Genomic DNA, 21,720 nt, shown 5'->3' with positions numbered 1-21,720 from the left:
CAAATAGCAAAAAGCAAAAAAATGGTAGATATTACACATAAAATTATAACCCAACGCACGGCTACGGCTCAGGCGGTGGTGAAAGTGGGCGCGAAAGCCACGATGGAGGCGATTTTAAACAAAACCGTTCCCAAAGGCGATGTGCTCGAAGTGGCACGAACTGCAGGACTTTTTGCAGTGAAGAATACGTCGAATTCGATTCCGGATTGCCACCCGATGCCGATTGAGTTTACTGGAATTGAATATGAATTTCTAGAAGATTCTATTTTGATAAAGGTGACAGTTAAGGCAATTTACAGAACTGGTGTTGAGGTAGAGGCCATGCACGGCGCTTCGATTGTGGCGTTGACAATGTACGATATGTTGAAGCCGATTGATAAACAAGTCGAGATTTCGAGCATTAAACTACTGCACAAAAAAGGAGGGAAGTCAGATTTTGGGAAGAATGATGTTCCTGATTTGGCGGTTTCTGTAATTGTATGTTCAGATAGCGTATCGAGCGGAAAGAAAGAAGATAGAGCAGGAAAAGTGATTTCTGATAAAGTGAAAAACTTGGGGTTAAAGGTTTCTCGATATACGGTGATTCCAGATGAAATTCTAGATATTCAATCGACTATAAATGAATTGTGCGAAAGTAAAATCGACTTGATTATCATGACGGGCGGTACGGGATTGTCCAACCGTGATATCACTCCCGAAGCGGTGATTCCGATGCTTGATCGTCGTATTCCTGGGATCGAAGAAGCCATTCGTGCGTATGGGCAAGACCGCACACCTTATGCAATGCTGTCTCGTTCGGTTGTTGGATTTAAAGGTAATACGTTGATTATGGCGTTGCCTGGTTCTACAGCGGGAGCGAGTGAGTCTATGGATGCGGTGTTTCCTTCGATTCTACATTTGTTCAAAATTCTTAACGGATTCAATCATGGTGCCTAACAAAATTTTGCAGGATACACACGGACGCGCGCACAACTATTTGCGCATCTCGATTACAGAATATTGTAATTTGAGATGTACGTACTGCATGCCTGCGGAAGGAATTTCGTTAACACCAAAACCACACTTAATGACGGCGGACGAAATTGTGTCTATTGCACAAACGTTTGTCAATTTGGGGGTAACCAAGATACGATTGACTGGTGGTGAACCTTTGGTACGCAAAGATGCCAAAGACGTTATTGCTCGTTTGGGTAAATTGGGTGTAGAATTGACTATAACTACCAACGGAATTCTAGTTGATGATTTTATTGATACGTTTAAGGAAGCCGGAATTACGGGGCTTAATGTGAGTATCGATAGTTTGGTAAAAGAGAAGTTTAACCTGATCACACGGCGCAATTATTTTGACCAATTTTGGAAAAATCTGAATTTGCTTGAAGAACAAAATTTCAAATTGAGACTGAATGTCGTGGTCATGAAAGGGTTTAATGATAACGAAATATTGGATTTTATCGAATTGACCAAAGACCGCAATATCATGATTCGGTTTATCGAATTCATGCCTTTTGACGGGAACAAATGGAACAAAGATAAATTGGTTTCTTATGCCGAAATCATTAATCAAACCCATGACAAATATGGAATAACCAAAGTCGAAAGGTTAATTGATAAACCCAACGACACAGCAAAAAATCATAAAATAGCGGGTTACAAAGGAAGTTTTTCGGTGATTAGTTCCGTTACCAATCCTTTTTGTAGCACGTGCAACCGCATACGCTTAACGGCAGACGGAAAATTAAAAAACTGTTTGTTTTCGAACACCGAGACTTCGCTGCTCGAAACTTTGAGATCAGGCGAATCCATTGAGCCATTATTAGCTCAAAACATACAATCCAAACACGCCATGCGAGGCGGAATGGATGATGATGCTAAATTTCAAAACCCCGATTTATTTTCGAAAAATAGAAGTATGATTAAGATTGGGGGGTAAATGGCATTAATCTTTTATAAATTTACACCGCAAATTACACAAATTACGCAAATTATTTTGTTTGTGTATAATTCTGGTTAATACAAATGTACCAAAGGTATATCTCGAATTTGTGAAAATTTGTGAAATTTGTGGTGAAAAAAAACTAAGAAAATATTTTTTTTGTTAGGTGTAAACTTGGGCTATAATTTAATCTTCACCCCACCATTAACTACAAATCCATCAACGGGAGCGTAGATATCTCTAAAATTTGGATTGGTAATAGGTCCTGTATAAATAGTGTCAAACTTAGTTTGTCGGGTATCGCCTAGGTTTTCGAAATTAAGAAAAATCGAAAAATGTTCCCATAGTTTTTCAATCATGAAACCACCCAGCCAATATTGTCTTCCGGTTGCGCCATCGTTCAATTTTTGTGGACTGAAATAATAGGCTTCCAAACCAATTTTTAGTTTGTCTTCAATCTCATACATCAATACATTGTTCAAGCGGTGCTTGGCAACAAGTGGATACGTAGTTGTGATTCCGTTATAATGTTCGTTTACATCCGCCAAAGTGTAGCCAATAAAAAGCTTGAAATCTTGGTAAGATAGCTTGATGTTGGTTTCGATCCCTTTGGTATCAATATTTCCATTTGGTTGTTGGAATTCGTAATTGTTAGCACTGTTAGCGGTTAAAACCAGTGGATTGTTAACCTTTGTGTAGAAAAATAAACTGTTTACTGTTAATGCCAATTGGTCTGTCAGGTGAGTTTGATAGTTCAAATCAAAATTTCCTCCGACTGATTGCTCTGCTTCGGTGTTGGCGGTTTGGATAGGTAGTACATTTTGAAACTGAATCCTTTCGGCATCTTCGGTGAAAACGGTTGGAGTTTTATACCCTAATCCTCCACCAAGACGAGCACTCAATTTCGGACTAATAGTGTATAAAGCCGATATACGAGGCAGTAAAAAAACGCCATATTCATTCTGATAATCCAAACGCAGACCTGTTTCTAGTGCTAATTTTTCGTTAGGATTCCATGTGTTTTGTACGAATGCCCCAACTGTGGTGTATTTGTAATCTACCGCTTGGGTGTTTGCAATTTTATCTTGTGTAAATTGATCTGTCCATAAGTTCAATCCTCCAATCCATTCTGTTCTTTCGGTGTTGTAATTGTAACTTGCTTCTACAAAAGACGAAAATTGTTTACCCGAAAAACTGTAATTTGGTATGGCAATGCTACGATCATAAAAACTAAAACTGTTTTTGAATGAAAACTTAGACTGCTCATTAATAATTCGGTCGAAAGCCAGTTGAGTACTAAAACGGTTGGTTTTGTTCTTTTCGAAATACGAATGATTGGCATCGCCATTCCCTTTAATGTATTCGATGTCACCACCAATTCGGTTTTCTACCGTGCTGTTAAAACCCACATGTAAGTTTGTTTTTTCGTTTAAATACAAGTACAATTTAGGATTCAACGTAAAACGATTAAATTTAGGAATAGCAGTTAGTCCAATATTTGCGGGATCATAAGGTGTTCCGTGGTTATAAGAAGCAAAAACGGTAGTTCCAATTTTTTTGAATTTCTGTGAATAAAATCCACTTGCATCCAAACCTAATGCAGAAGTTCCGTTGAGGATAAAATTTAATTCTCGCTTTTCAGTAGGAGTTTTCGAAACTAAATTAACCAAACCGGCAATGGCACCGCCACCATAAAGCGTTGACGAAGCACCCTTAATTACTTCCACTTGTTTTAGATCCAAAGGAGCAATTTGCATCAAACCTAGTCCACCTGAAAACCCAGAATATAACGGAAAACCATCACGAATAATTTGGGTGTATTTCCCATCCAATCCTTGAATTCGAATAGAAGAATTATAGCTTGTTGCCGATGTTTGTTGGGTTTGAATTCCAGTGCTTTCGTTCAGTAACATTCTAATGTCACCGGGTTTCATATTCCCTTTTTCGTCCAATTCTTCGCCAGCGATTGTTTCTACACGAGTAGGTATATTAGCAATTGTGCGACTACTACGTGTAGTGGTAATCACTACATCTTCTAATTCTTCGCCTTCACTTTCGAGTAAAATGGTTTGTATGGCATCTGACTCTAACGGAAATGTAAATTGTACTATTTTGTCTTCATAGCCTACAGCGGTCAATACGATGGACTGTTCGCCATTGGGGACGTTGGTGATTTCAAGTGCTCCATTACCATCCGTAATGTTACCTAAGTTGCTGTTTTGAATGACAGCGTTTACACCAATTAATAATTCATTTGTTTTGCTGTCTTTCAGGACCGCTTTAAAATTGTTTTGCGCAAAAACAGCTGTAAAGTTGATTGTGACAACCAACAACAGAATAAATTTTTTCATTATCGAAAATTTAGTTAATCTCTTGAAATTAATAGTGGAAGCACGAGTAACTTCCATAAAATAAAGCGTGCAGAAGCACTAATAAAAATTTAGCTAATTTTTGGAGGTTGCCAAATTGCAGCGTTGAATTGTGACCGAAGTTGCGGAATAAAGGTAGAAACCAAATTGGTTTCAATTAAGGTAAATTGTTGTTCAAGAAGGTAAAAGGTAGGATTTGGGAAAGTAAAACCAACACATGTTCCACAGCTAAAAAAAGGAGAGCAGGAGTTGTCACAGTTGTCTTTGTGCTGCTTTTGTTCTGTGTGAGTGAGTAGTCCTTCCTTTTCACAATTATCATCATCGCAGCATCCTTGGCTAGATAAAGCCAAAATAAAGAAGGCCAGTAAGAGCGCTATTATTTTCACAATACAAAGATAGTTTGTAGAACTGAATATTGCGAAAACTTTTTAAAATAATATCGTGTGGAGTGAAATGATTCTAACTCGACAATAAAAAAAAAGAGAGCGCTTTGCGACGCTCTCCGTTATCATTAAACTGTTTTTTCGATTTTTACAAAACCGCCTCGATTATCATTTCGGGCTATGGATTGTTCTACAATAATTTTTCCTATGATTACTAGGTTGTAAAGCTCCCACAAATTGGCATTAACTTGGTAGGTTTCTGTAGCTTCTTTTATTTCATTTTCTAGAGCGTCTATTTTTTGTTGCGCTATTTTTAAATCATAATCATTACGCACAATTCCTGCATTTTGACGCATCAATAATTGCAGTCCTTCTTTTGTTTTTGTGACGTAATCAGCATCAATTTTGGGTTTACTATTGTCTCCCCAATCTTTTACTTCACCTTCAAATTGTGATTTTGGAAATTCATTTTCACTCCAATAATCATAAATATTGTCTGAGTATACCAAGGCTTCTAGCAAAGAGTTTGATGCCAGTCTATTAGCACCGTGCAAACCTGTGCGGGAACATTCGCCACAAGCAAATAAATTTTCTACCGATGTTTTTCCAGATTGATCAACTGCAATTCCACCACAAATGTAATGTTGTGCAGGTACTACCGGAATCCAATCTTTGGCTAGATCGATACCTTCAAGTTTACAGCGATCATAAATCATGGGGAAATGAGCAATAAAAGCTTTCATGTCCAAATGAGTACAATCAAGGTAAACGCATTCATCATCTGATTTTGCCAATTCCTTTTCGATACTTTGAGAAACGATGTCTCTTGAAGCCAAATCGCCTCGAGAATCGTAGTCAGGCATAAATAAGTGACCGCTTTTGGTGCGCAAATGAGCTCCGAAACCACGAACCGCTTCCGAAATTAGAAACGAAGGTCCATCTGATTTTTTGTACATTGAAGTTGGGTGGAATTGTATGAATTCCATATCCTTAATTTCAGCATGCACACGATATGCCATTGCAATTCCGTCTCCTGTTGCAATAACAGGGTTGGTTGTGTGACCATACAAATGTCCGATTCCTCCAGTTGCCAAAACTGTAAAATCAGAACTAAATGTTATGATTTCTTTAGTCTTTTGATTTAAAACATGAGCACCTAAACAGCGGTTGTCTTTAGTTATTAAATCAATAGAAAAATGGTGTGGTAAAACATCGATATTTTTTTTGAGTTGCACTTGACTTAATATGGCGCGCTCAATTTCCTTTCCTGTTTGGTCTTTATGGTGTACTACTCGATTTTCAGAGTGTCCGCCTTCTTTACCCAAACTCCAGGTTCCTTCTTTGTTTTTGTCAAATTTGGCTCCCCATTCGATTAATTCTTTCAATCTTTTTGGGCCTTCATTGATGACCATTTTTACAACTGCAGGATCGCATAAACCGTCCCCACAAATTATAGTGTCTTCAATGTGTTTTTTATATGAATCTCCAATTTTGTCCGTCACAATTGCGATTCCGCCTTGAGCGTACTTCGTGTTGGATTCGTCCGCAGTAGCTTTAGTCACAATAGTAACGTTTTTCTCTGGGAATTGGTTGGCTATTTTTAAAGCCAAAGTTAGACCTGCTACGCCAGATCCTACAATTAAGTAATTGGTTTTGATCATTATTTAGATAATTCCAGCATTCGTTCAATAGGAATCAACGCTTTTGCAATAATATCATCCGGAACTGTTACTTCTGGAGATTCATTCAATAAGCAGTTGTATAATTTTTGTAAAGTATTCATTTTCATATACCCACATTCGCTACAAGCACAAGTGTTATCTTCTTTTGCAGGAGCAGGAATTAAGATTTTATGAGGTACTTCTTGCTGCATTTTGTGCAAAATTCCTGCCTCAGTCGCTACTATATATTTATGATTAGAGTCTGTTTTTACAAAATCAATCATACCTGCAGTAGATCCAATATATTTGGCAGTTTGCAAAATATGTGTTTCAGACTCTGGGTGTGCAATGATTTTAGCATCTGGATGCTCTTTGTATAGGTCTAAAAGTTTTTCTAACGAAAAAGCTTCATGCACTACGCAAGAACCATCCCACAATAACATTTCGCGTCCTGTAACTTCCATCACATATTTTCCTAGATTTTTATCTGGAGCAAAAATGATTGGTTTATCTTTCGGAATTGAATTTACAATTTTTACCGCGTTTGATGAGGTTACAACGATATCTGTTAATGCTTTTACTTCAGCAGAACAGTTTACATAGGTAATCACCACATGATCTGGGTGAGCATCTGTGAATTTTTTGAATTCATCTGGAGGGCAACCATCAGCAAGCGAGCAACCTGCTTTTGCATCTGGTAATATAACTTTTTTGGACGGATTTAAAATCTTGGCAGTCTCGGCCATAAAATGCACGCCTGCAAATACGATGATGTCAGCTTCTGCCTTTACCGCTTCTTGAGACAGTCCTAAACTATCACCTACGTAATCGGCTACATCTTGAATATCGGATTCTTGATAATAATGCGCTAAAATTACCGCATTCTTTTCTTTCTTCAAGGCCAATATTTTTTCTTTAAGATCTTTCATTCCTAGTCAATTTTGTTGTGTTTATGGTTTTTTAAGGTAGCTATAAATATACAGCAAATATACATATATTCCAAGGGGTATTAAAGTAGTAAATATAAAGATAAAAACCATTTTGTTGGATTATTTTGCCAAAATTTTAAGATAGTTTCTTTTAGGAATCGCTTTCGAATGCATTAGAAAGGAAGGCTTGTGGTCTGTTTTTTTATTTTGAAGAGATTAATCAAAGGGCTTTGGTATTTGAAGAAGTAAAGTTTATCTACTTTTTTGGATGATACATGCACCGTTATTTTATGTACTTCTAGTGCTATTAAAAACAAAAAAGGAACGTCAATTGGCGTTCCTTCTAGGTAATGAATAGGGTATAAAGTGTATTTTTATAATAGAATAAAAAGCTATACTACATTGGTGATGAGCTGTTTGATGTAATTTGGTTTCTTCAAACTTCTCAAATTATTTCTTATTCTTTTTTTATTTCGAAATAATTAATTTTTCGAATATTGGATTTGTGCTTTCACTTGGAATGGCGATGAAATAAACTCCTGTGCGAAGGTCTGATAAGGATAAGGTCATCGTGTTTGTAGTTGTTCCTTCCTTTTTAACTACTTGTCCTAAATTGTTGTACAAAATGTATTCACCAGCAACAATATTATCAATTGTAACGGTGTTTTTCGCTGGATTTGGATACATCTTATAAGGCTTGATAATAGGTTCAGTGAAGGTTTTTGTTGCCAATGTCACTCCAGTTTTCACCAATAGTACATCATATGGTTTCATAATAAAAGTTTCATTTAGTGTAACACCATCAATCATATTGCTGTAGGCAACGCTAGAGGTTGGTAATTTAATTTGTTTGTCTGTTAAGCTCATATTGATAAGAGATACAACTGCTTTACCATCAGGTGTGTTTCCTTGTGATGCTAATACACCAAAAGCTTCAGTAGTAGTACCTACTTCTTGAATTTTAAAATTAATAGTTGGGGTAGGTATCGTTAACGATGATCTTAGATTAGCAATTAGTGCCGTAAGAATTGTATTTGCGTTACCCGAATTGTTTGCTATTTGCGTACTGGTTGGAGTAGCATTGGTAGAAAGATAGGTAAAGGCTCCATTGTAGGTGAAGTTTGCTGTAGCAAAACTGGTACTTCTAGAATTGTTAGGTGTTCCTTTTTCGTCCTTTGCAAAATTGGTCGTTCCAGAGCGTTTGATTTCTAAGATGCCAACAGATGAGTTGTTTGATTTGTAGGTGTTTAAAGCATTGATGCTTGTGCTTTTTATAAATAGGGTAGGTGGGATTATAATTGCTTTTGGCGTGTATCCAAGATTTTGAATTTTATTTTCGGTAGTGAAACCCACCTTAACATTCATGAGTTTCAAGGCTTCATAGATTTGCCCCATTTGTTGAATATAAGTAAAGTCTTGAATGGCTGCTTCGTTACTGTAATAAATTAGAAAATCTCTTTTAACGGGTGACAAACTAGCTACAGTTTCACTCAAAGCATTTACCTCTTTCATCGTGCGGCCAAAATCTTCAAACGCAATAGGTTGGTGTTGTGGCGATGACATAGAGTTTCCAACTGTATTTGTTTTTCCTTCAAGATCACCTTTTGTAGTTCCATTAGTTCCGTCTTCACGGTACCACCACCATGCATTGACAACACCTAATCCATTTGTGAATCCGTGCCATAAACCAGAACGTACAAAACCTTTGTCTAATGCAAAATTATACCAAGCATTACTCGATATTCCGTGCCATTCAGAGTCAAAAATAGGTTTGTTTGGGTATAAAGATTTGAAGAAGTCAATGTTTATTGCTTGTTCTCTCCATTCAGTAATATAACGTCCAAGCCACCAATCTCTGTAAAAACGAGCGTTTCTTCCGTGTGTATTGCTTGGAGTAATTTGACTATCAAAACTTATGACGTCCATTAAGTCCCCAGAAGCTTCTAGGTCGATACCGCTATCTCTATCTGGAGCTTCAACTTCATTTCCGATTATCTTTATCGAAACCTTAGCAGTTGGATCAGATTCCAACGTGTATTTTTTTAGGTTTAAATGCCATTTTGTAGCTCTGTTCTGGTTGAAACGTAACCAATCATACCAAATAGGAGTTCCTTGTAAGCTAGCTTTTTGGCTTTCTGTAAAAAGAGCTAAAGGTGATGATGAAGAGGTTTGTGCTGGAACATTTTTCAATTGGTCAAAACTACTGTAATTTGCATTGCTGTTAAATGGATTGTAAACTGTATTTAACGCTGCAATGTTGTTATTATAAGCCACTTTCAAGTATTCCGCAAAGGCAGTTCGGGTGTAAGGTGATAATCCCTTTGATGCATCATCATTGGAGGAGGTCGAAATCAAGTCCCAGTGTGGCTCATTCGATAAAACATAAATAAGAGGACTATTTCCTGCTGCACTTTTGATACTCGGAATATAAGATTGTAACATGTTCTTGTTCCAATTATTCGGGTCAGTATTATCGGCAATAATAGGGTAGTCTATGTCGTAAGCCGCAAAAGCACGTCTGTAATCGGCAATTTTGTAAAAAGGAGAACTACTATCATTGGATGCAGTTGTCATCCATCCTGCAAGTGGGTTGTGTGTAATTTGGACCTGTACCGGACTTTGTCCTTTGGATACATTGGTTGCAACTAAGCTGGATTGACTAGAAAGTTGATAAGGAGTAATGGCTGCATTTGGAGCACTTGTTGTTTGAGGAGATAAAAAACTAGAGCTCAAATAGCCAATGGTTTGCATCAAATCAGAATCTGATTGCATACTCCACATTGTACTGGGGAAAATTGTTCTGCCCTCTTTTTTATAATAGCTAGAAGTATTTGAAAGTGTTGGGTCTCCCGTGCTCGAAAAGTTCTGAACAGTAGGCAACATAATACTTCCGTTCAATTGCTTTGTTGTTTCGGCGATGGCATTATCCAAAATTTTAACACAATCACTTAGTATTTGAAAAGGATCAAAAACAGAAAAAGTAGATGCAGTCATACCTTCACGGGATAATTGTGCTGTAAATTGATTGTTGAAACCGGTATATCCACTACCAGTATATTTCGTTTGCAAAGCGCCTGCATTTTCACGATCGCGGCTTGCATACACAACAAATTCATCTGCTGTGACAATGGTACCTTGGGCGTAACGCGCCTCTAAGTTGGCAGTTTGTAATTGTGTGATTTGACCTGACAAAAGAGCTCTTTTGCTGCTAATTTGAGTAATCAAATTGTCCCAAGCGGTTTGATTAAGTGCACCTTGGTAAAAATTATTTTGTGCTTCACTATAGGTAGAAAATAGTAAACAACACAATATTATGAGTGTTGAAGTGTGTAATTTTAGTTTCATAATTTGGATATTATAGTTTGGTTTGAAAGTTGTTTGGCTAATAGAAAGTAGCAATGGTCTAGAATGGTATAAAATTAAGTAAATTGTATCGGTAGTAATAAAAGGATTTTACCCTTCGTAACTTGTAATTTATCCTATTTGTTAACTTGCAAAAGGAAGGATGTACTCGAATAATGCTTTTTCAGGCTATTTTTTTAGTTCGAAAGTTAGACTCTCGGAGCTAATTTTTAATTACTTTTATAGTATTCAACAGTAATGTTTAATTGTAGATAATAACTGAAATAAAAATCTATTATCGAATTTTAGGTTGCCTTTTCAAATTAACACTATTTTGATCTCCATGACTGTGTTGCCTACTATTTATATAAAAAATGACCTATGAATCCAATAAAGATTTCTTTTTTTTCGACTCAACCTTATGATAAAGTTTTTTTCGAAAAATACAATGCCGAATATAAGTTTGAGTTAGACTTTTTTGAAACCCAGTTAAATCATCATACAGTAGAATTGATTCAGGATAGTCCCGTTGTTTGCGTGTTTGTAAATGATGTACTTGATGCAGGCGTGATAGCCGCGCTTGCAAACAAAGGGGTCTTGATTATTGCTTTGCGTTGTGCAGGTTTTAATAATGTTGACTTAGATGCAGCCAAAAAAGCAGGAATTCGAGTTTGTCGCGTTCCTTCCTATTCGCCCGAAGCGGTCGCAGAGCATGCTATGGCAATGATTCTGACTTTGAATAGAAAAACACACAAAGCCTATAATCGTGTTCGTGAACAAAATTTTTCTCTCAACGGCTTATTAGGATTTGATCTTCACGGAAAAACGATAGGTGTAATTGGTACCGGAAATATCGGTAAAGCATTTGCTAAAATAGTATTGGGTTTTGGTTGTAAAGTCCTAGCTTTTGATATTGCCAAAGACGAGGAATTAGAAAAAATTGGGGTACAATATGAACCTCTAGATACAATCTTTAAATTAGCAGATATACTTTCGTTACATTGTCCTTTAACTGAAAAAACAAAACATATTATTAATGCGACATCGCTTTCGATAATGAAAAAAAATGTCATGATCATTAATACTAGTAGGGGAGCGTTGATTAATACACCAGATGTAATTGATGCTTTGAAAGATGCTAAAATTGGCTATCTCGGAATCGATGTTTATGAGCAAGAAGAAAAATTATTTTTTAAAGATTTGTCAGAAGATATTATTCAAGATGATGATATCCAGCGATTAATGAGTTTTCCAAATGTTTTGGTAACGGCGCATCAAGCCTTTTTTACCAATGAAGCGCTGACGCAAATAGCCTTGACTACATTGCAAAACGTAACTGATCTATTAGAAGGAAATGAGTTCGCAAACAAAGCCGGACTTTTGAGCTAGAGTAAAATAAAAGAATAAGGGTTTGACATTTAATTGTGTCAAACCCTTATTTTTTAATGCAAGAAAAATTATTTTGTTTCTGCTTCTTTATTTTTATCTCCTCTTCTTTTATCAGAATGGTGCTTTTTCATCCCTTTGTGGTGGTGATGGTTTATTTTTTCCCATTTCGAAAATTGTTCTGGAGACAAGATTTTTTTAACTCTTGCTTTCATTGCTATTTGCTCGTCTAGCATCTTGCTCTTCATAGCAAACATTTGGTCAGAGCTAGGTTTTTCTGTTTTTGACTTGTGGTCTTTCATGAAGGCTTCTCTTTTTGCCATCTGTTCTCCCATGATTTTACTCATTTCTTTTTGTTGGGATGCGTTCAAATCAAGTCCGAGTGTCATCTTTTTCAGCATTAGCTCTTGTCGTTGTGCAGGAGTGAAATTCTCCATCCCGTGATGCTGTTTTTTGCTTTCTGCGTTTTGCTTTCCTTGTGCGAATCCAGTGATTGTAATAAGAGCAATCAGTGCTGTTGTAAATACTTTTTTCATAATAGAATATTTTTCGTTTATAAGTTAGACGACAGAATGTCAAATAAACTTCGCTCATTATGAAGAGTTTGTGATTTGGTTAGGTTTTAATTAGGGTTTTTGAAAGGGTTAGTTCATGGTTTAAAGCAAAAAAAGGAACTTCAATATGAAGTTCCTTTTCTAAAATATATATGTTAACTAAAAGAATTTACTCCTTCAATCTACAAGCTTTTACATCACCTTCAACAACAACTTCTGTCATTCCTAAAGCTGATAGGTTTTTCATGGCTTTGTCCCATTTTTTACCGCTTAATTCTGATCTTATTTTAAGTGAACCAAATTCCATTTGGTTATCATTTGCTTGCAAGATAGCTACAATTGTTTTCTCGTCTGCTTCTAGTTCAATTTGAACTACTTTCTTTTCTGGTCTCATTTGCGGAAACAACAATACCTCTTGGATAGAAGCATTATTAGTTAAGAACATCATCAAACGGTCCATTCCAATTCCTAATCCAGACGTTGGCGGCATTCCGTATTCCAAAGCTCTCAAGAAATCTTCATCGATAATTCCTGTTGCTTCATCATCTCCTTTTGCAGCAAGACGCATTTGATCTTCAAAGCGCTCTCTTTGATCAATTGGGTCGTTTAGTTCAGAGTATGCATTTGCTACTTCTTTACCACAAACCATCAATTCAAAACGCTCTGTCAACTCAGGATTATCACGGTGCTCTTTACAAAGCGGTGACATTTCTTTGGGATAATCGGTGATGAAAGTTGGCTGAATATAATTTCCTTCGCATTTCGCTCCAAAAATTTCATCTATCAATTTTCCTTTACCCATAGTGTTGTCCACGTCAATTCCCATACCACGAGCAGCATCAAACAATTCTTGTTCGTTTTTGCCAGAGATATCAAATCCAGTAAAATGTTTGATAGAATCGGTCATCGTCACACGAGCATACGGCGCTTTAAAACTAATTTGGTGTTCACCAAAAGTCGCTTCGCTAGTACCATTTACACCAATAGCGCAATGCTCCAACAATTTCTCTGTAAAATCCATCATCCAGTTGTAGTCTTTGTAGGCTACATATATTTCCATAGCGGTAAACTCAGGATTGTGCGTACGGTCCATTCCTTCATTTCTGAAGTTTTTCGAAAACTCATACACCCCATCAAATCCACCAACAATTAATCTTTTTAAATACAACTCATTCGCAATACGCATGTACAATGGCATATCTAGCGAGTTGTGGTGCGTAATAAACGGACGCGCCGCAGCACCACCGGGAATCGATTGTAAAACCGGAGTTTCAACCTCCAAATATCCAGCGTCATTAAAGTAGCCACGCATGGCGTTGAACAATTTGGTACGCTTAATAAAAGTCTCTTTTACATTTTGGTTTACCGTCAAATCTACATAACGCATACGGTAACGCAATTCGGCATCATTAAAAGCATCATGTACTTTTCCGTCCTCATCGATTTTCGGCAATGGCAACGGACGCAATGTTTTACTCAAAAATGTAAATTGATCCACGCGTATACATTGTGCACCTACCTTAGTAGTAAACAATTCACCTTCAATACCTATAAAATCGCCAAGATCGGTCAATTTTTTAAACACTTGGTTATAAAGTGTTTTGTCTTCACCCGTACACAAAACATCACGATTCACGTACAACTGAATACGCCCTTCGCTGTCTTGCAACTCGGCAAAACATGCTTTACCTTGATCACGTACACTCATCAAACGTCCAGCAACAATAACCTTCTTACCTTCTTCAAACGATTCTTTCACCTGCTTCGAAGTGTGATTTACAGGAAAAAGGTTCGCAGGATAAGGATTGATTCCTAGGTTGCGTAGGGCTTGAAGTTTCTCTCTTCGAATGATTTCTTGTTCTGATAGTGCCATTTTATGCTAATTTTAAGAGCGCAAAGATACTTTTTAAGTCGCTAAGATGCAAAGTTTCTAAGTTTCTAAGAAAAAGTTTTTTGAAGAGCAGAAAATTTGTGGTTTTATTTACTATTTGTCCTGCTTCCGACGCTTCGGGACACTCTATCTTTTTTGCCAAAAAAGCCAAAAAGGATGCCGTTTCGATCGGGACTATGTTTGAAGTAATTAGTTTTTAAAGTTATCTCATTGGGAAGATTTCCTTATCATCGTTAATTTGGCTAATTTCAAAATCGTAGTTGTGTTGCACTTTTATTTTGTTTAATAAAGTATAAATATCAACCTTGTTTTCAATGGAGATATTAAACCCCAGAATAACTCTTTTAATTTCAACTTGCGGAAATTCATCTAATACTTTCCTATTGTTTTTTGTTTGGTCAGAATTTAAATAAGGATGTCTTCCTTTTAAAAATAATTTGTTGAAATATTTCACTTCTTGATTTGAATTAATGTCTCTATAAATTGTTTCCAGTTTATGCTCATCATATTGTTGTTTATTTTCCTTCATTAAGAATCGCACTTCATTCTCAATGGAATATCTTTTAGATTTATGAAAAGCTTGTAGTTCAATTAAAAATTCAGCAAAATTATTAGGAATGAAATTATTGTTTTCTGCTGCAAATTTCTCAGTAAGATTCTTGATTTCCCTAATGGAGTTTAGTTTTTCATTTCCATAAAGGACTTTTCCTTGTATGAAAAATTCGGGATCTTTTTTTGTCAACTTCAATTCTATAATCGCTCCTTTGCCTTTATCTCCGTATACTTCCCACATAAAGTCATTTCTTTTTGTTTCTTCATTTGACTCGCATAAGGATAAACAAAATATATTTTCTTTTAACACTGTAATTGTATCTTCATCGATTCTGAATAATGAGTTATTATCTTCAAAAATAATTGAAGCAAAATTCAATTCTTTTTTATCCATGATATTTCCAAATTCAGACATTCTTAAAAAACCAGATTCTAAAATAGCTTTTAAACCAAATAACGAAGAGTAATGTATAAAGCTGTTATCTCCTTTGTACTCATAAACACTTCCTTTTAGTAAATGTATCGGAGATAGTTGTCCACTAAAATCATCTGCAGGTACTCCCGGAGTTGATTGCATAAAGCAGCTAGAAAATTTAGCTTTTGGCAGAATTGGATTGAGAACTTCTCTTTTAAATTTGTCTACATTCTCAAAATCACTAAAAATTCGTTCGTTATCTTGCATATGTATATTACTTGTTTTAATGAAAACGGAAAAATAATTAAATAAATTTATAGTTTTACTATTAGAATTAATAAATAAACACAATAAAGCAAATTTCCATTCTACACCCATAACCTTAATCATTACTATTATAAATTAAAACATAAAATTCACTGTTAATGAAATAGTATAAATATTAATCTTATGCTAAACAAAGGAAAAACTTCTTGAACCTTAGTTTCAGTTGGTGATTAAAAGATAAAACTACAAATACTACTATTGGTAGGTGGCTCTTGTAATATTTGTATCAAATTATTTGCTTTATTTATAGTATTACAGGCGATCGAAGCGTGATTAATGCATTTTTTGTAGTTTAAATCAATTTTTTTCTTTTAATCGATAATCAGGTGTTAAAATACGATGAAATTGAATTTTAATGTAAATTTGTAAGTAAAAAAAACAGTAATTTTGTTTTTTAAACAACAAAAACAAAATTTTAAAAATAAATTACAGACCATGAAGAAAAACTACCTTTTATTATTCTTTTGCTTTTTAGCTTCTTTTGCTATGCAAGCACAAAGCTTTACATTCAATAACATCAATTATACCGTCACAGATGTAAGTAACAAATATGTGAAAGTGAGTTATTTATCTACCTACACTGGTGCAATAAGTATTCCAACAACAGTGACGTATCTTAGTGACCCTTATACCGTTACAGCTATTGAGAATGATGCCTTTGCAAATCTGCCTATTACAAGTGTAGGCATACCTGATTCAGTTTTGTCAATCCAAGATAATGCCTTTACAGGTTGTACTAGTCTGGCAATGGTAACAATGAGTGACAATGTTACATCAATAGGAACGGGAGTTTTCTTTAATTGTAGTAATTTGGGTTCGATAACACTTCCAAATAGTTTAGTGAGTATTGGGTTTAATGCTTTTTCGGGTTGTTCAAATTTAGTTACAGCTGTGGTGGGTACGGGTCTGCAATCATTGGGACATAGTGCTTTTTATAATTGTGAAAAATTGGCATCCATTGCAATACCAAATGGCGTTACCACAATTGAATATGACACATTTACCGGTTGTTCAGCATTAGCAACAGCTACAATCGGGAATGCGGTTACAGCTATTAATTACGGAGCCTTTTTTGAATGTACCAGTTTAGCTAGTATTGTTATACCAGATACTATTCAAAATGTTGGATACAACGCCTTTTCAGGTTGTAGCAATTTAACAACTGTATCAATGGGTACGGGGCTGGAAACTTTAGGACATAGTGCATTTAATAATTGTGCAAAACTTAGTTCGATCAATTTATCAGACAATCTGATTACAATCGAAGATGATACTTTTGCAGGATGTTCAGCGTTAACGACTGCTATTTTAGGATCAACTTTAACCTCCATTGGTAAAGGTGCCTTTTTTGAGTGTAGCAGTTTACAAAATATTACTATACCAGACAACGTAACTACAATAGGTTTTGAAGCTTTTTACGAGTGTACAGCATTAACTTCCGCAATTATAGGTTCTTCTGTGACAAGCATAGGAGATCGAGCTTTTATAAGATGTGCTGCTTTAGGTGGTATTGCGATTCCAAATGCTGTTGTAACTATTGGTAGTGAAGCTTTTGCTGATTGCTCAGCAATGACCACTGCAACTTTTGGTACAGCGTTAACAACTATCGGAACACTTGCTTTTTATAATTGTATTGCTTTGGAGAGTCTTGCTTTTCCAAACTCATTAACAACACTTGGAGCTAGTTCATTCTTTGCTAATGTAAAAGTGAAAACAATTGCGCTTGGTTCAGGTATTACAACTATTGGAGATAATAGTTTTGCATTTTGTCAAGCATTGACGTCAGTAAATATAGATGCGAGCACGCCGCCAGTGATCAATGCCAACGTTTTTGATGGGCTTACTTTGGCAACTATTGGTTTATCGGGGGCTAACATAGGCGCTTACCGTACTGCACCAGTATGGGCCAACTTCAAATCGGCTACATTAGGTCTTTCTGCCTTAGATCTTGTGGCCTTGCAGGTATACCCTAACCCTACAACAGATATGATTAATGTTCAGTTGCCAATCAATGTTACTTTAACTTCCGTTTCAATTTACAGTAGTACTGGTCAATTAATGCGTAAATCAATGAGCAGTCAAATGAATGTAGCCGACCTATCAGCCGGAAATTATATTGTAAGTATTGCAACTGACAAAGGATTTGTAAATAAGAAAATTGTAAAAGCAGTATTTTAATTTCGAATCAATTATTCTAAAATCATTCGTTTAGATTTTTTTTTTAGAAAACAAAAAGAATAATGAGATATCAAAAGCCAGGAGAATTTCTTCTGGCTTTTTTGTTTTATTCTCAATGTTGCATCATGCTTTTGTTGCTATTGTTTATTAATTTTCGATTATATTTGATTTTTATAAAATACAATTACTACAGATCAAAATGAGTTTTGACGCCCCAAGTTTTCAAGATATGTACAAACAATACAAGTCTCTCGTGTACAACGTGGCGCTTAGTTATGTGCAAAATGTTGAAGATGCCGAAGAAATTACTCAAGATGTTTTTGTACAATTGCATCAATCAATAGGCACTTTTAAAAGTCAGTCGAGTTTAAAAACTTGGATATATCGTATTGCAATAAATAAAAGTTTGGATTTTTTAAAGCATAAAAAAAGTCAAAAACGTTTCTTTATTTTTGGGAAACGATCGGATAACGAATATGAGATTCAAAATATTTCTAATTTTGAACACCCCGGAATTTTATTAGAAAACAAAGAAAAATCCAAATTACTTTTTGAAGTGATTAATGAACTAGTCGAAAAACAAAAAACAGCTTTTATCTTATCTAAAATTGATGGCTTGACTAATCCTGAAATTTCGGTGATAATGGAGATAACAGTTTCGGCTGTGGAGTCCTTGCTTTTTCGAGCAAAAGAAAACCTCAAGAAAAAATTAGGAAATAAATTTGATGAGTACCGCAAGAAATAAATATAAAAATAGTCTAATAGATAAGGGGACTTCAAAGTGACTTAGAAAGACACAGAAAAGAAGAAACCGAAAGGAAAGAACGATTAATGAAAATGAAATTTTAGGAAAATGGAAAAAGATAAATGGATAGAGGAGGTAATGGATACGGCGAACCAGATCGTTGAAGTTGCACCTGCAGATGGTTTGTATTTTCAAATTCAACAAAAGCTAAACGCGAAGAAAAAAGTTCGTAAAGAAGTGCTGTGGCTTGCAGCTGCTTCAATCGTGATTTTGGCATCGATCAATATTAAGGTAATTTATAGTGATCTTCAAGTAGAGCATGAAATTGAAGAAACTGCTCTAGTGGCTTCTGTGTCGGATTCGAATCAATTTTATTTTAGATAAATTATGAACAAAGTAAAAATACTAATAGTTGCTGTTATTGCCCTCGTACTTTTGAATATAGGGTTGATCGTATTTATGAAGGTTATGAAGTCTAGAGGGTTTAGCAACTCTAGAGGTGGAATGCGTGCTATGATTATCAAAAAACTTGATTTTGATGCCCAGCAGCAAGTACAATTTGAGGCCGCAGTAAAAATTCATAAAGCAAAAATTGATAGCTTGGACCAAGTCCAAAAAAACACCAAGGAAAGTTTGTTTTCTCAATTAACGCAACCCGAAGTTAACGAAAGGGCAAAAGATAGCCTGATTACTGTATTGGCAGAAAATCAAAAAGTAATTGAAAATGCTCACTTTGAGCATTTTAGAAAAATGAAATCTTTGTGTAAAACGCCAGAACAGCAAGAAAAATTCAAGGCACTTGTAAAAGAATTAGGTGAGATGTTTGCTCGCCGTAGAATGATGCACCAAGAAGATCGTAGCAAGGTGAACTAATTTTTTTAGTAAAAAATGTTTTTGTTGCGCATGAGTTTGCATTGTTTATTCGTCAAAGTAATTCATTAACAAATAAAACCATTTTTGCGCCATGAGAATAAAATCACTTTTAACCATCGTACCAATAGTTACTGGGTTATTACTACTTAATTGTAGTAATTCAGATACTCCAAATGCAAGCATAGATACAAATGCTATTCCTGATGTTTACAAAAAAATATATGGAGCGACCAGTATTACGTCAGATGGTACTTTTATCACCATCAAATCCAATGGACAACCTGATCATAAGAGCGTATATTATGCAACTACAAATGCAAAATATGAAGCCTTTAGTGGGACTACATTTGGGAATACAACCTTCAAAAAAAATCCAAATACGATCAATAGCTCTTTAGCTTTTGTGTATAAGATTCCGTTACATCCCGTTATGGCTTCGACACATGCTTCAACACCTTTGGGGGCGATTGGTGTAGCAGTAAACGGTGTCCCTTTTTTCAACCAATATGCAGGCCCCAATCAACCATTGACAAATGAAATTACATCTTTTGATCAATATTGGGGGCATCCACAAGCTACTGGAATATATCATTATCATGTAGAACCAACCTATTTGACCCAAAGTAAAGGCAAAGAAGCGTTGATGGGTTTTTTACTAGACGGTTTTCCGGTTTACGGACCTGAAGAAAAAGGACTTGCCGTTTCGGGACTGGATGCTTATCATGGTCATGTTGGAGTAACAGCAGATTATCCAAACGGAATTTATCATTATCATGTTACAAATACAGATCCGTACATCAACGGTAGCGGATTTTATGGTACAGCAGGAACGGTTTCTAACTAGTCTCATATTGCAATTACTATAAATACTGCTCAATTTTTAATTTTTCCAATTTGATCCTATGTATCAAATCATTCTTAACTTACTTTTCTTTTGTTGTAGTCTTGTGCTTGTTCAGTCCTGCCAGCAAAAAGAGGTTCTTATAGTCGAAAGAAATCCTCAAAAAACACCAGCACTTTACACGCTTGCTACAGACGAGGAATTTAATTTCAAACAAGATACCTTATACCTGAAAAACAGTAAGTATTCGGGAAAGCAATATATGCTGTATCCTTCAAAAGACACTGCATTTGTCAAAAGTTACTTGTTTGGCATGCTCGAAGGGGTTCAGAAACAATGGTACCCCAACGGACGACTAGCAGAGCAGCGGTTGTATGTTTCGAATAAAAAAGAGGGCAAACACTTGGGTTGGTGGTCGAATGGAAGTACTAAATACAATTATGAGTTTTATAATGATGAATACAACGGTACTGTTCTAGAATGGTATGAAACAGGACAATTGTTCAAAAAATTTCATTATGAGCAAGGTCATGAAGAGGGATCGGAACGGTTATGGTATCAAGACGGAAGTGTTAGAGCCAATTATGTGATCAAAAAAGGTAAGAAATACGGTTTAATCGGAATTAAATTATGTAAAAATCCAAATGAAAAAGTCCCTAAGATATAATGTGTTTTTACTTTTGGTCATCATAGGATTGACTAGTGCTTGCAAGCAAATCACCGAAGAAGAAGAGGAGGGAATGCCTTTTTATAATTCCCCTGAGTTCACACCGGAATGGATCACCCCCAAAAGTCCTTTTTACAACAAAATTCATACTATTCCGTCGTTTAGTTTTACCAATCAAGACGGTCAAAAAATTACCGAAAAGACAGTTGAAGGAAAAATTTATGTAGCCAATTTTATGTTTACCAGCTGCGGAAGCATTTGCCCAAGAATGACGGACAACATGAAAATTCTTCAAAATAAATTTGCCAATGACCCTGAAATTCTTTTGCTATCTCACTCCGTAACTCCAGAAATAGATAATGTTGCCAAGTTAAAAGAATATGCCATCCAAAAAGGGTGTGTTTCGGGCAAGTGGCATTTGCTCACAGGTGATAAAGCTGCCTTATATAGCTTAGCCAAAAAACAATATTTTGCAGGTGATTCCATTGGTTTTTATGGTAAATTAAACGATTTTCTACATACCGAAAATTTTATCTTAGTAGATGGTAAACGTCGTATACGTGGCGTGTACAATGGTACGCTAGCATTCGAGATGGATCGAATTGTAGAGGATATTGAAGTTTTGAAAAAAGAAGACTAAATAAACTTTTGGGTTTAATGCAAACCAAATACTA

19 protein-coding genes are annotated in these 21,720 nt (G+C 35.7%); 11 read left to right on the top strand and 8 right to left on the bottom strand.

Going from position 1 to position 21,720, the window contains the following annotated elements; translation table 11 throughout:
* Window positions 1–21: 21 nt before the first annotated feature.
* Both moaCB and moaA read left to right on the top strand, forming a co-directional pair.
* Window positions 22–936, top strand: a complete 915-nt coding sequence (gene moaCB, locus FFWV33_RS00380) for a bifunctional molybdenum cofactor biosynthesis protein MoaC/MoaB (RefSeq protein ID WP_108739051.1) — start codon at window positions 22–24, stop codon at window positions 934–936.
* On the top strand, window positions 926–1,930 hold the full coding sequence (moaA, locus tag FFWV33_RS00375; protein WP_108739050.1) for a GTP 3',8-cyclase MoaA: 1,005 nt from the start codon (window positions 926–928) through the stop codon (window positions 1,928–1,930). The genes moaCB and moaA overlap by 11 nt, the downstream gene beginning before the upstream one ends.
* Before the next feature lie 182 nt (window positions 1,931–2,112).
* Here the strand turns inward: moaA and FFWV33_RS00370 are convergent, their stop codons facing one another.
* The 5 genes from FFWV33_RS00370 to FFWV33_RS00350 all read right to left on the bottom strand — a co-directional run bounded on the left by FFWV33_RS00370 (window position 2,113) and on the right by FFWV33_RS00350 (window position 10,620).
* Window positions 2,113–4,284 (bottom strand): TonB-dependent receptor, encoded by a 2,172-nt coding sequence (locus FFWV33_RS00370; protein ID WP_108742412.1) that lies wholly within the window; start codon window positions 4,282–4,284, stop codon window positions 2,113–2,115.
* A gap of 89 nt (window positions 4,285–4,373) precedes the next feature.
* Window positions 4,374–4,688 carry a DUF6660 family protein gene (locus FFWV33_RS00365; RefSeq protein WP_108739049.1) on the bottom strand — a complete coding sequence of 105 codons (315 nt, stop codon included), beginning with the start codon at window positions 4,686–4,688 and terminating at the stop codon, window positions 4,374–4,376.
* Between the two features lie 125 nt (window positions 4,689–4,813).
* Window positions 4,814–6,346: an L-aspartate oxidase gene (gene nadB, locus FFWV33_RS00360; protein ID WP_108739048.1), complete on the bottom strand. Its 1,533-nt coding sequence runs from the start codon at window positions 6,344–6,346 to the stop codon at window positions 4,814–4,816.
* Entirely contained in the window at window positions 6,346–7,275 is a 930-nt protein-coding gene (gene nadA, locus FFWV33_RS00355; RefSeq protein ID WP_108739047.1) for a quinolinate synthase NadA, read from the bottom strand. The genes nadB and nadA overlap by 1 nt, the downstream gene beginning before the upstream one ends.
* Window positions 7,276–7,743: 468 nt before the next feature.
* Window positions 7,744–10,620 carry a T9SS type A sorting domain-containing protein gene (locus FFWV33_RS00350; protein ID WP_108739046.1) on the bottom strand — a complete coding sequence of 959 codons (2,877 nt, stop codon included), beginning with the start codon at window positions 10,618–10,620 and terminating at the stop codon, window positions 7,744–7,746.
* Window positions 10,621–10,998: 378 nt separating this feature from the next.
* Between FFWV33_RS00350 and FFWV33_RS00345 the strand changes: the two genes are divergently transcribed.
* Window positions 10,999–12,006: a 2-hydroxyacid dehydrogenase gene (locus FFWV33_RS00345; RefSeq protein ID WP_108739045.1), complete on the top strand. Its 1,008-nt coding sequence runs from the start codon at window positions 10,999–11,001 to the stop codon at window positions 12,004–12,006.
* Window positions 12,007–12,074: 68 nt separating this feature from the next.
* Here FFWV33_RS00345 and FFWV33_RS00340 read toward each other — a convergent pair whose 3' ends face one another.
* Complete coding sequence (locus FFWV33_RS00340) at window positions 12,075–12,539, bottom strand: hypothetical protein (protein ID WP_108739044.1); 465 nt, start codon at window positions 12,537–12,539, stop codon at window positions 12,075–12,077.
* 187 nt (window positions 12,540–12,726) lie between these two features.
* On the bottom strand, window positions 12,727–14,430 hold the full coding sequence (gene lysS, locus FFWV33_RS00335) for a lysine--tRNA ligase (RefSeq protein WP_108739043.1): 1,704 nt from the start codon (window positions 14,428–14,430) through the stop codon (window positions 12,727–12,729).
* An 80-nt stretch (window positions 14,431–14,510) separates the two neighbouring features.
* Between lysS and FFWV33_RS19260 the strand changes: the two genes are divergently transcribed.
* Window positions 14,511–14,648: a hypothetical protein gene (locus tag FFWV33_RS19260; protein ID WP_159085948.1), complete on the top strand. Its 138-nt coding sequence runs from the start codon at window positions 14,511–14,513 to the stop codon at window positions 14,646–14,648.
* A 2-nt stretch (window positions 14,649–14,650) separates the two neighbouring features.
* On the opposite strand, the gene FFWV33_RS00330 is transcribed toward FFWV33_RS19260, so the two are convergent.
* Window positions 14,651–15,682, bottom strand: a complete 1,032-nt coding sequence (locus tag FFWV33_RS00330; protein WP_159085947.1) for a DUF2971 domain-containing protein — start codon at window positions 15,680–15,682, stop codon at window positions 14,651–14,653.
* Window positions 15,683–16,177: 495 nt separating this feature from the next.
* Here FFWV33_RS00330 and FFWV33_RS00325 point away from each other — a divergent pair, with 495 nt between their 5' ends.
* The 7 genes from FFWV33_RS00325 to FFWV33_RS00295 all read left to right on the top strand — a co-directional run bounded on the left by FFWV33_RS00325 (window position 16,178) and on the right by FFWV33_RS00295 (window position 21,686).
* On the top strand, window positions 16,178–17,920 hold the full coding sequence (locus tag FFWV33_RS00325) for a leucine-rich repeat protein (RefSeq protein WP_159085946.1): 1,743 nt from the start codon (window positions 16,178–16,180) through the stop codon (window positions 17,918–17,920).
* A gap of 199 nt (window positions 17,921–18,119) precedes the next feature.
* Complete coding sequence (locus FFWV33_RS00320) at window positions 18,120–18,665, top strand: RNA polymerase sigma factor (protein WP_108739040.1); 546 nt, start codon at window positions 18,120–18,122, stop codon at window positions 18,663–18,665.
* A gap of 108 nt (window positions 18,666–18,773) precedes the next feature.
* Entirely contained in the window at window positions 18,774–19,049 is a 276-nt protein-coding gene (locus tag FFWV33_RS00315) for a hypothetical protein (protein WP_108739039.1), read from the top strand.
* Window positions 19,050–19,052: 3 nt separating this feature from the next.
* The gene (locus tag FFWV33_RS00310) at window positions 19,053–19,538 is read left to right on the top strand and encodes a Spy/CpxP family protein refolding chaperone (RefSeq protein WP_108739038.1); all 486 of its coding nucleotides are present in this window, start codon (window positions 19,053–19,055) and stop codon (window positions 19,536–19,538) included.
* A gap of 91 nt (window positions 19,539–19,629) precedes the next feature.
* A complete protein-coding gene (locus FFWV33_RS00305) occupies window positions 19,630–20,382 on the top strand; it encodes a YHYH protein (protein WP_108739037.1) in 753 nt (250 codons plus the stop codon).
* 58 nt (window positions 20,383–20,440) lie between these two features.
* Window positions 20,441–21,046 carry a toxin-antitoxin system YwqK family antitoxin gene (locus FFWV33_RS00300; RefSeq protein ID WP_108739036.1) on the top strand — a complete coding sequence of 202 codons (606 nt, stop codon included), beginning with the start codon at window positions 20,441–20,443 and terminating at the stop codon, window positions 21,044–21,046.
* A complete protein-coding gene (locus FFWV33_RS00295) occupies window positions 21,024–21,686 on the top strand; it encodes an SCO family protein (RefSeq protein ID WP_108739035.1) in 663 nt (220 codons plus the stop codon). Before FFWV33_RS00300 ends, FFWV33_RS00295 begins: the two co-directional genes overlap by 23 nt.
* The last annotated feature ends 34 nt before the right edge of the window (window positions 21,687–21,720 follow it).

It is taken from the genome of Flavobacterium faecale (genome assembly GCF_003076455.1).
GTDB classification, from domain to species: Bacteria; Bacteroidota; Bacteroidia; order Flavobacteriales; family Flavobacteriaceae; genus Flavobacterium; species Flavobacterium faecale.
This window is presented reverse-complemented; position numbering and strand designations above follow the sequence as displayed.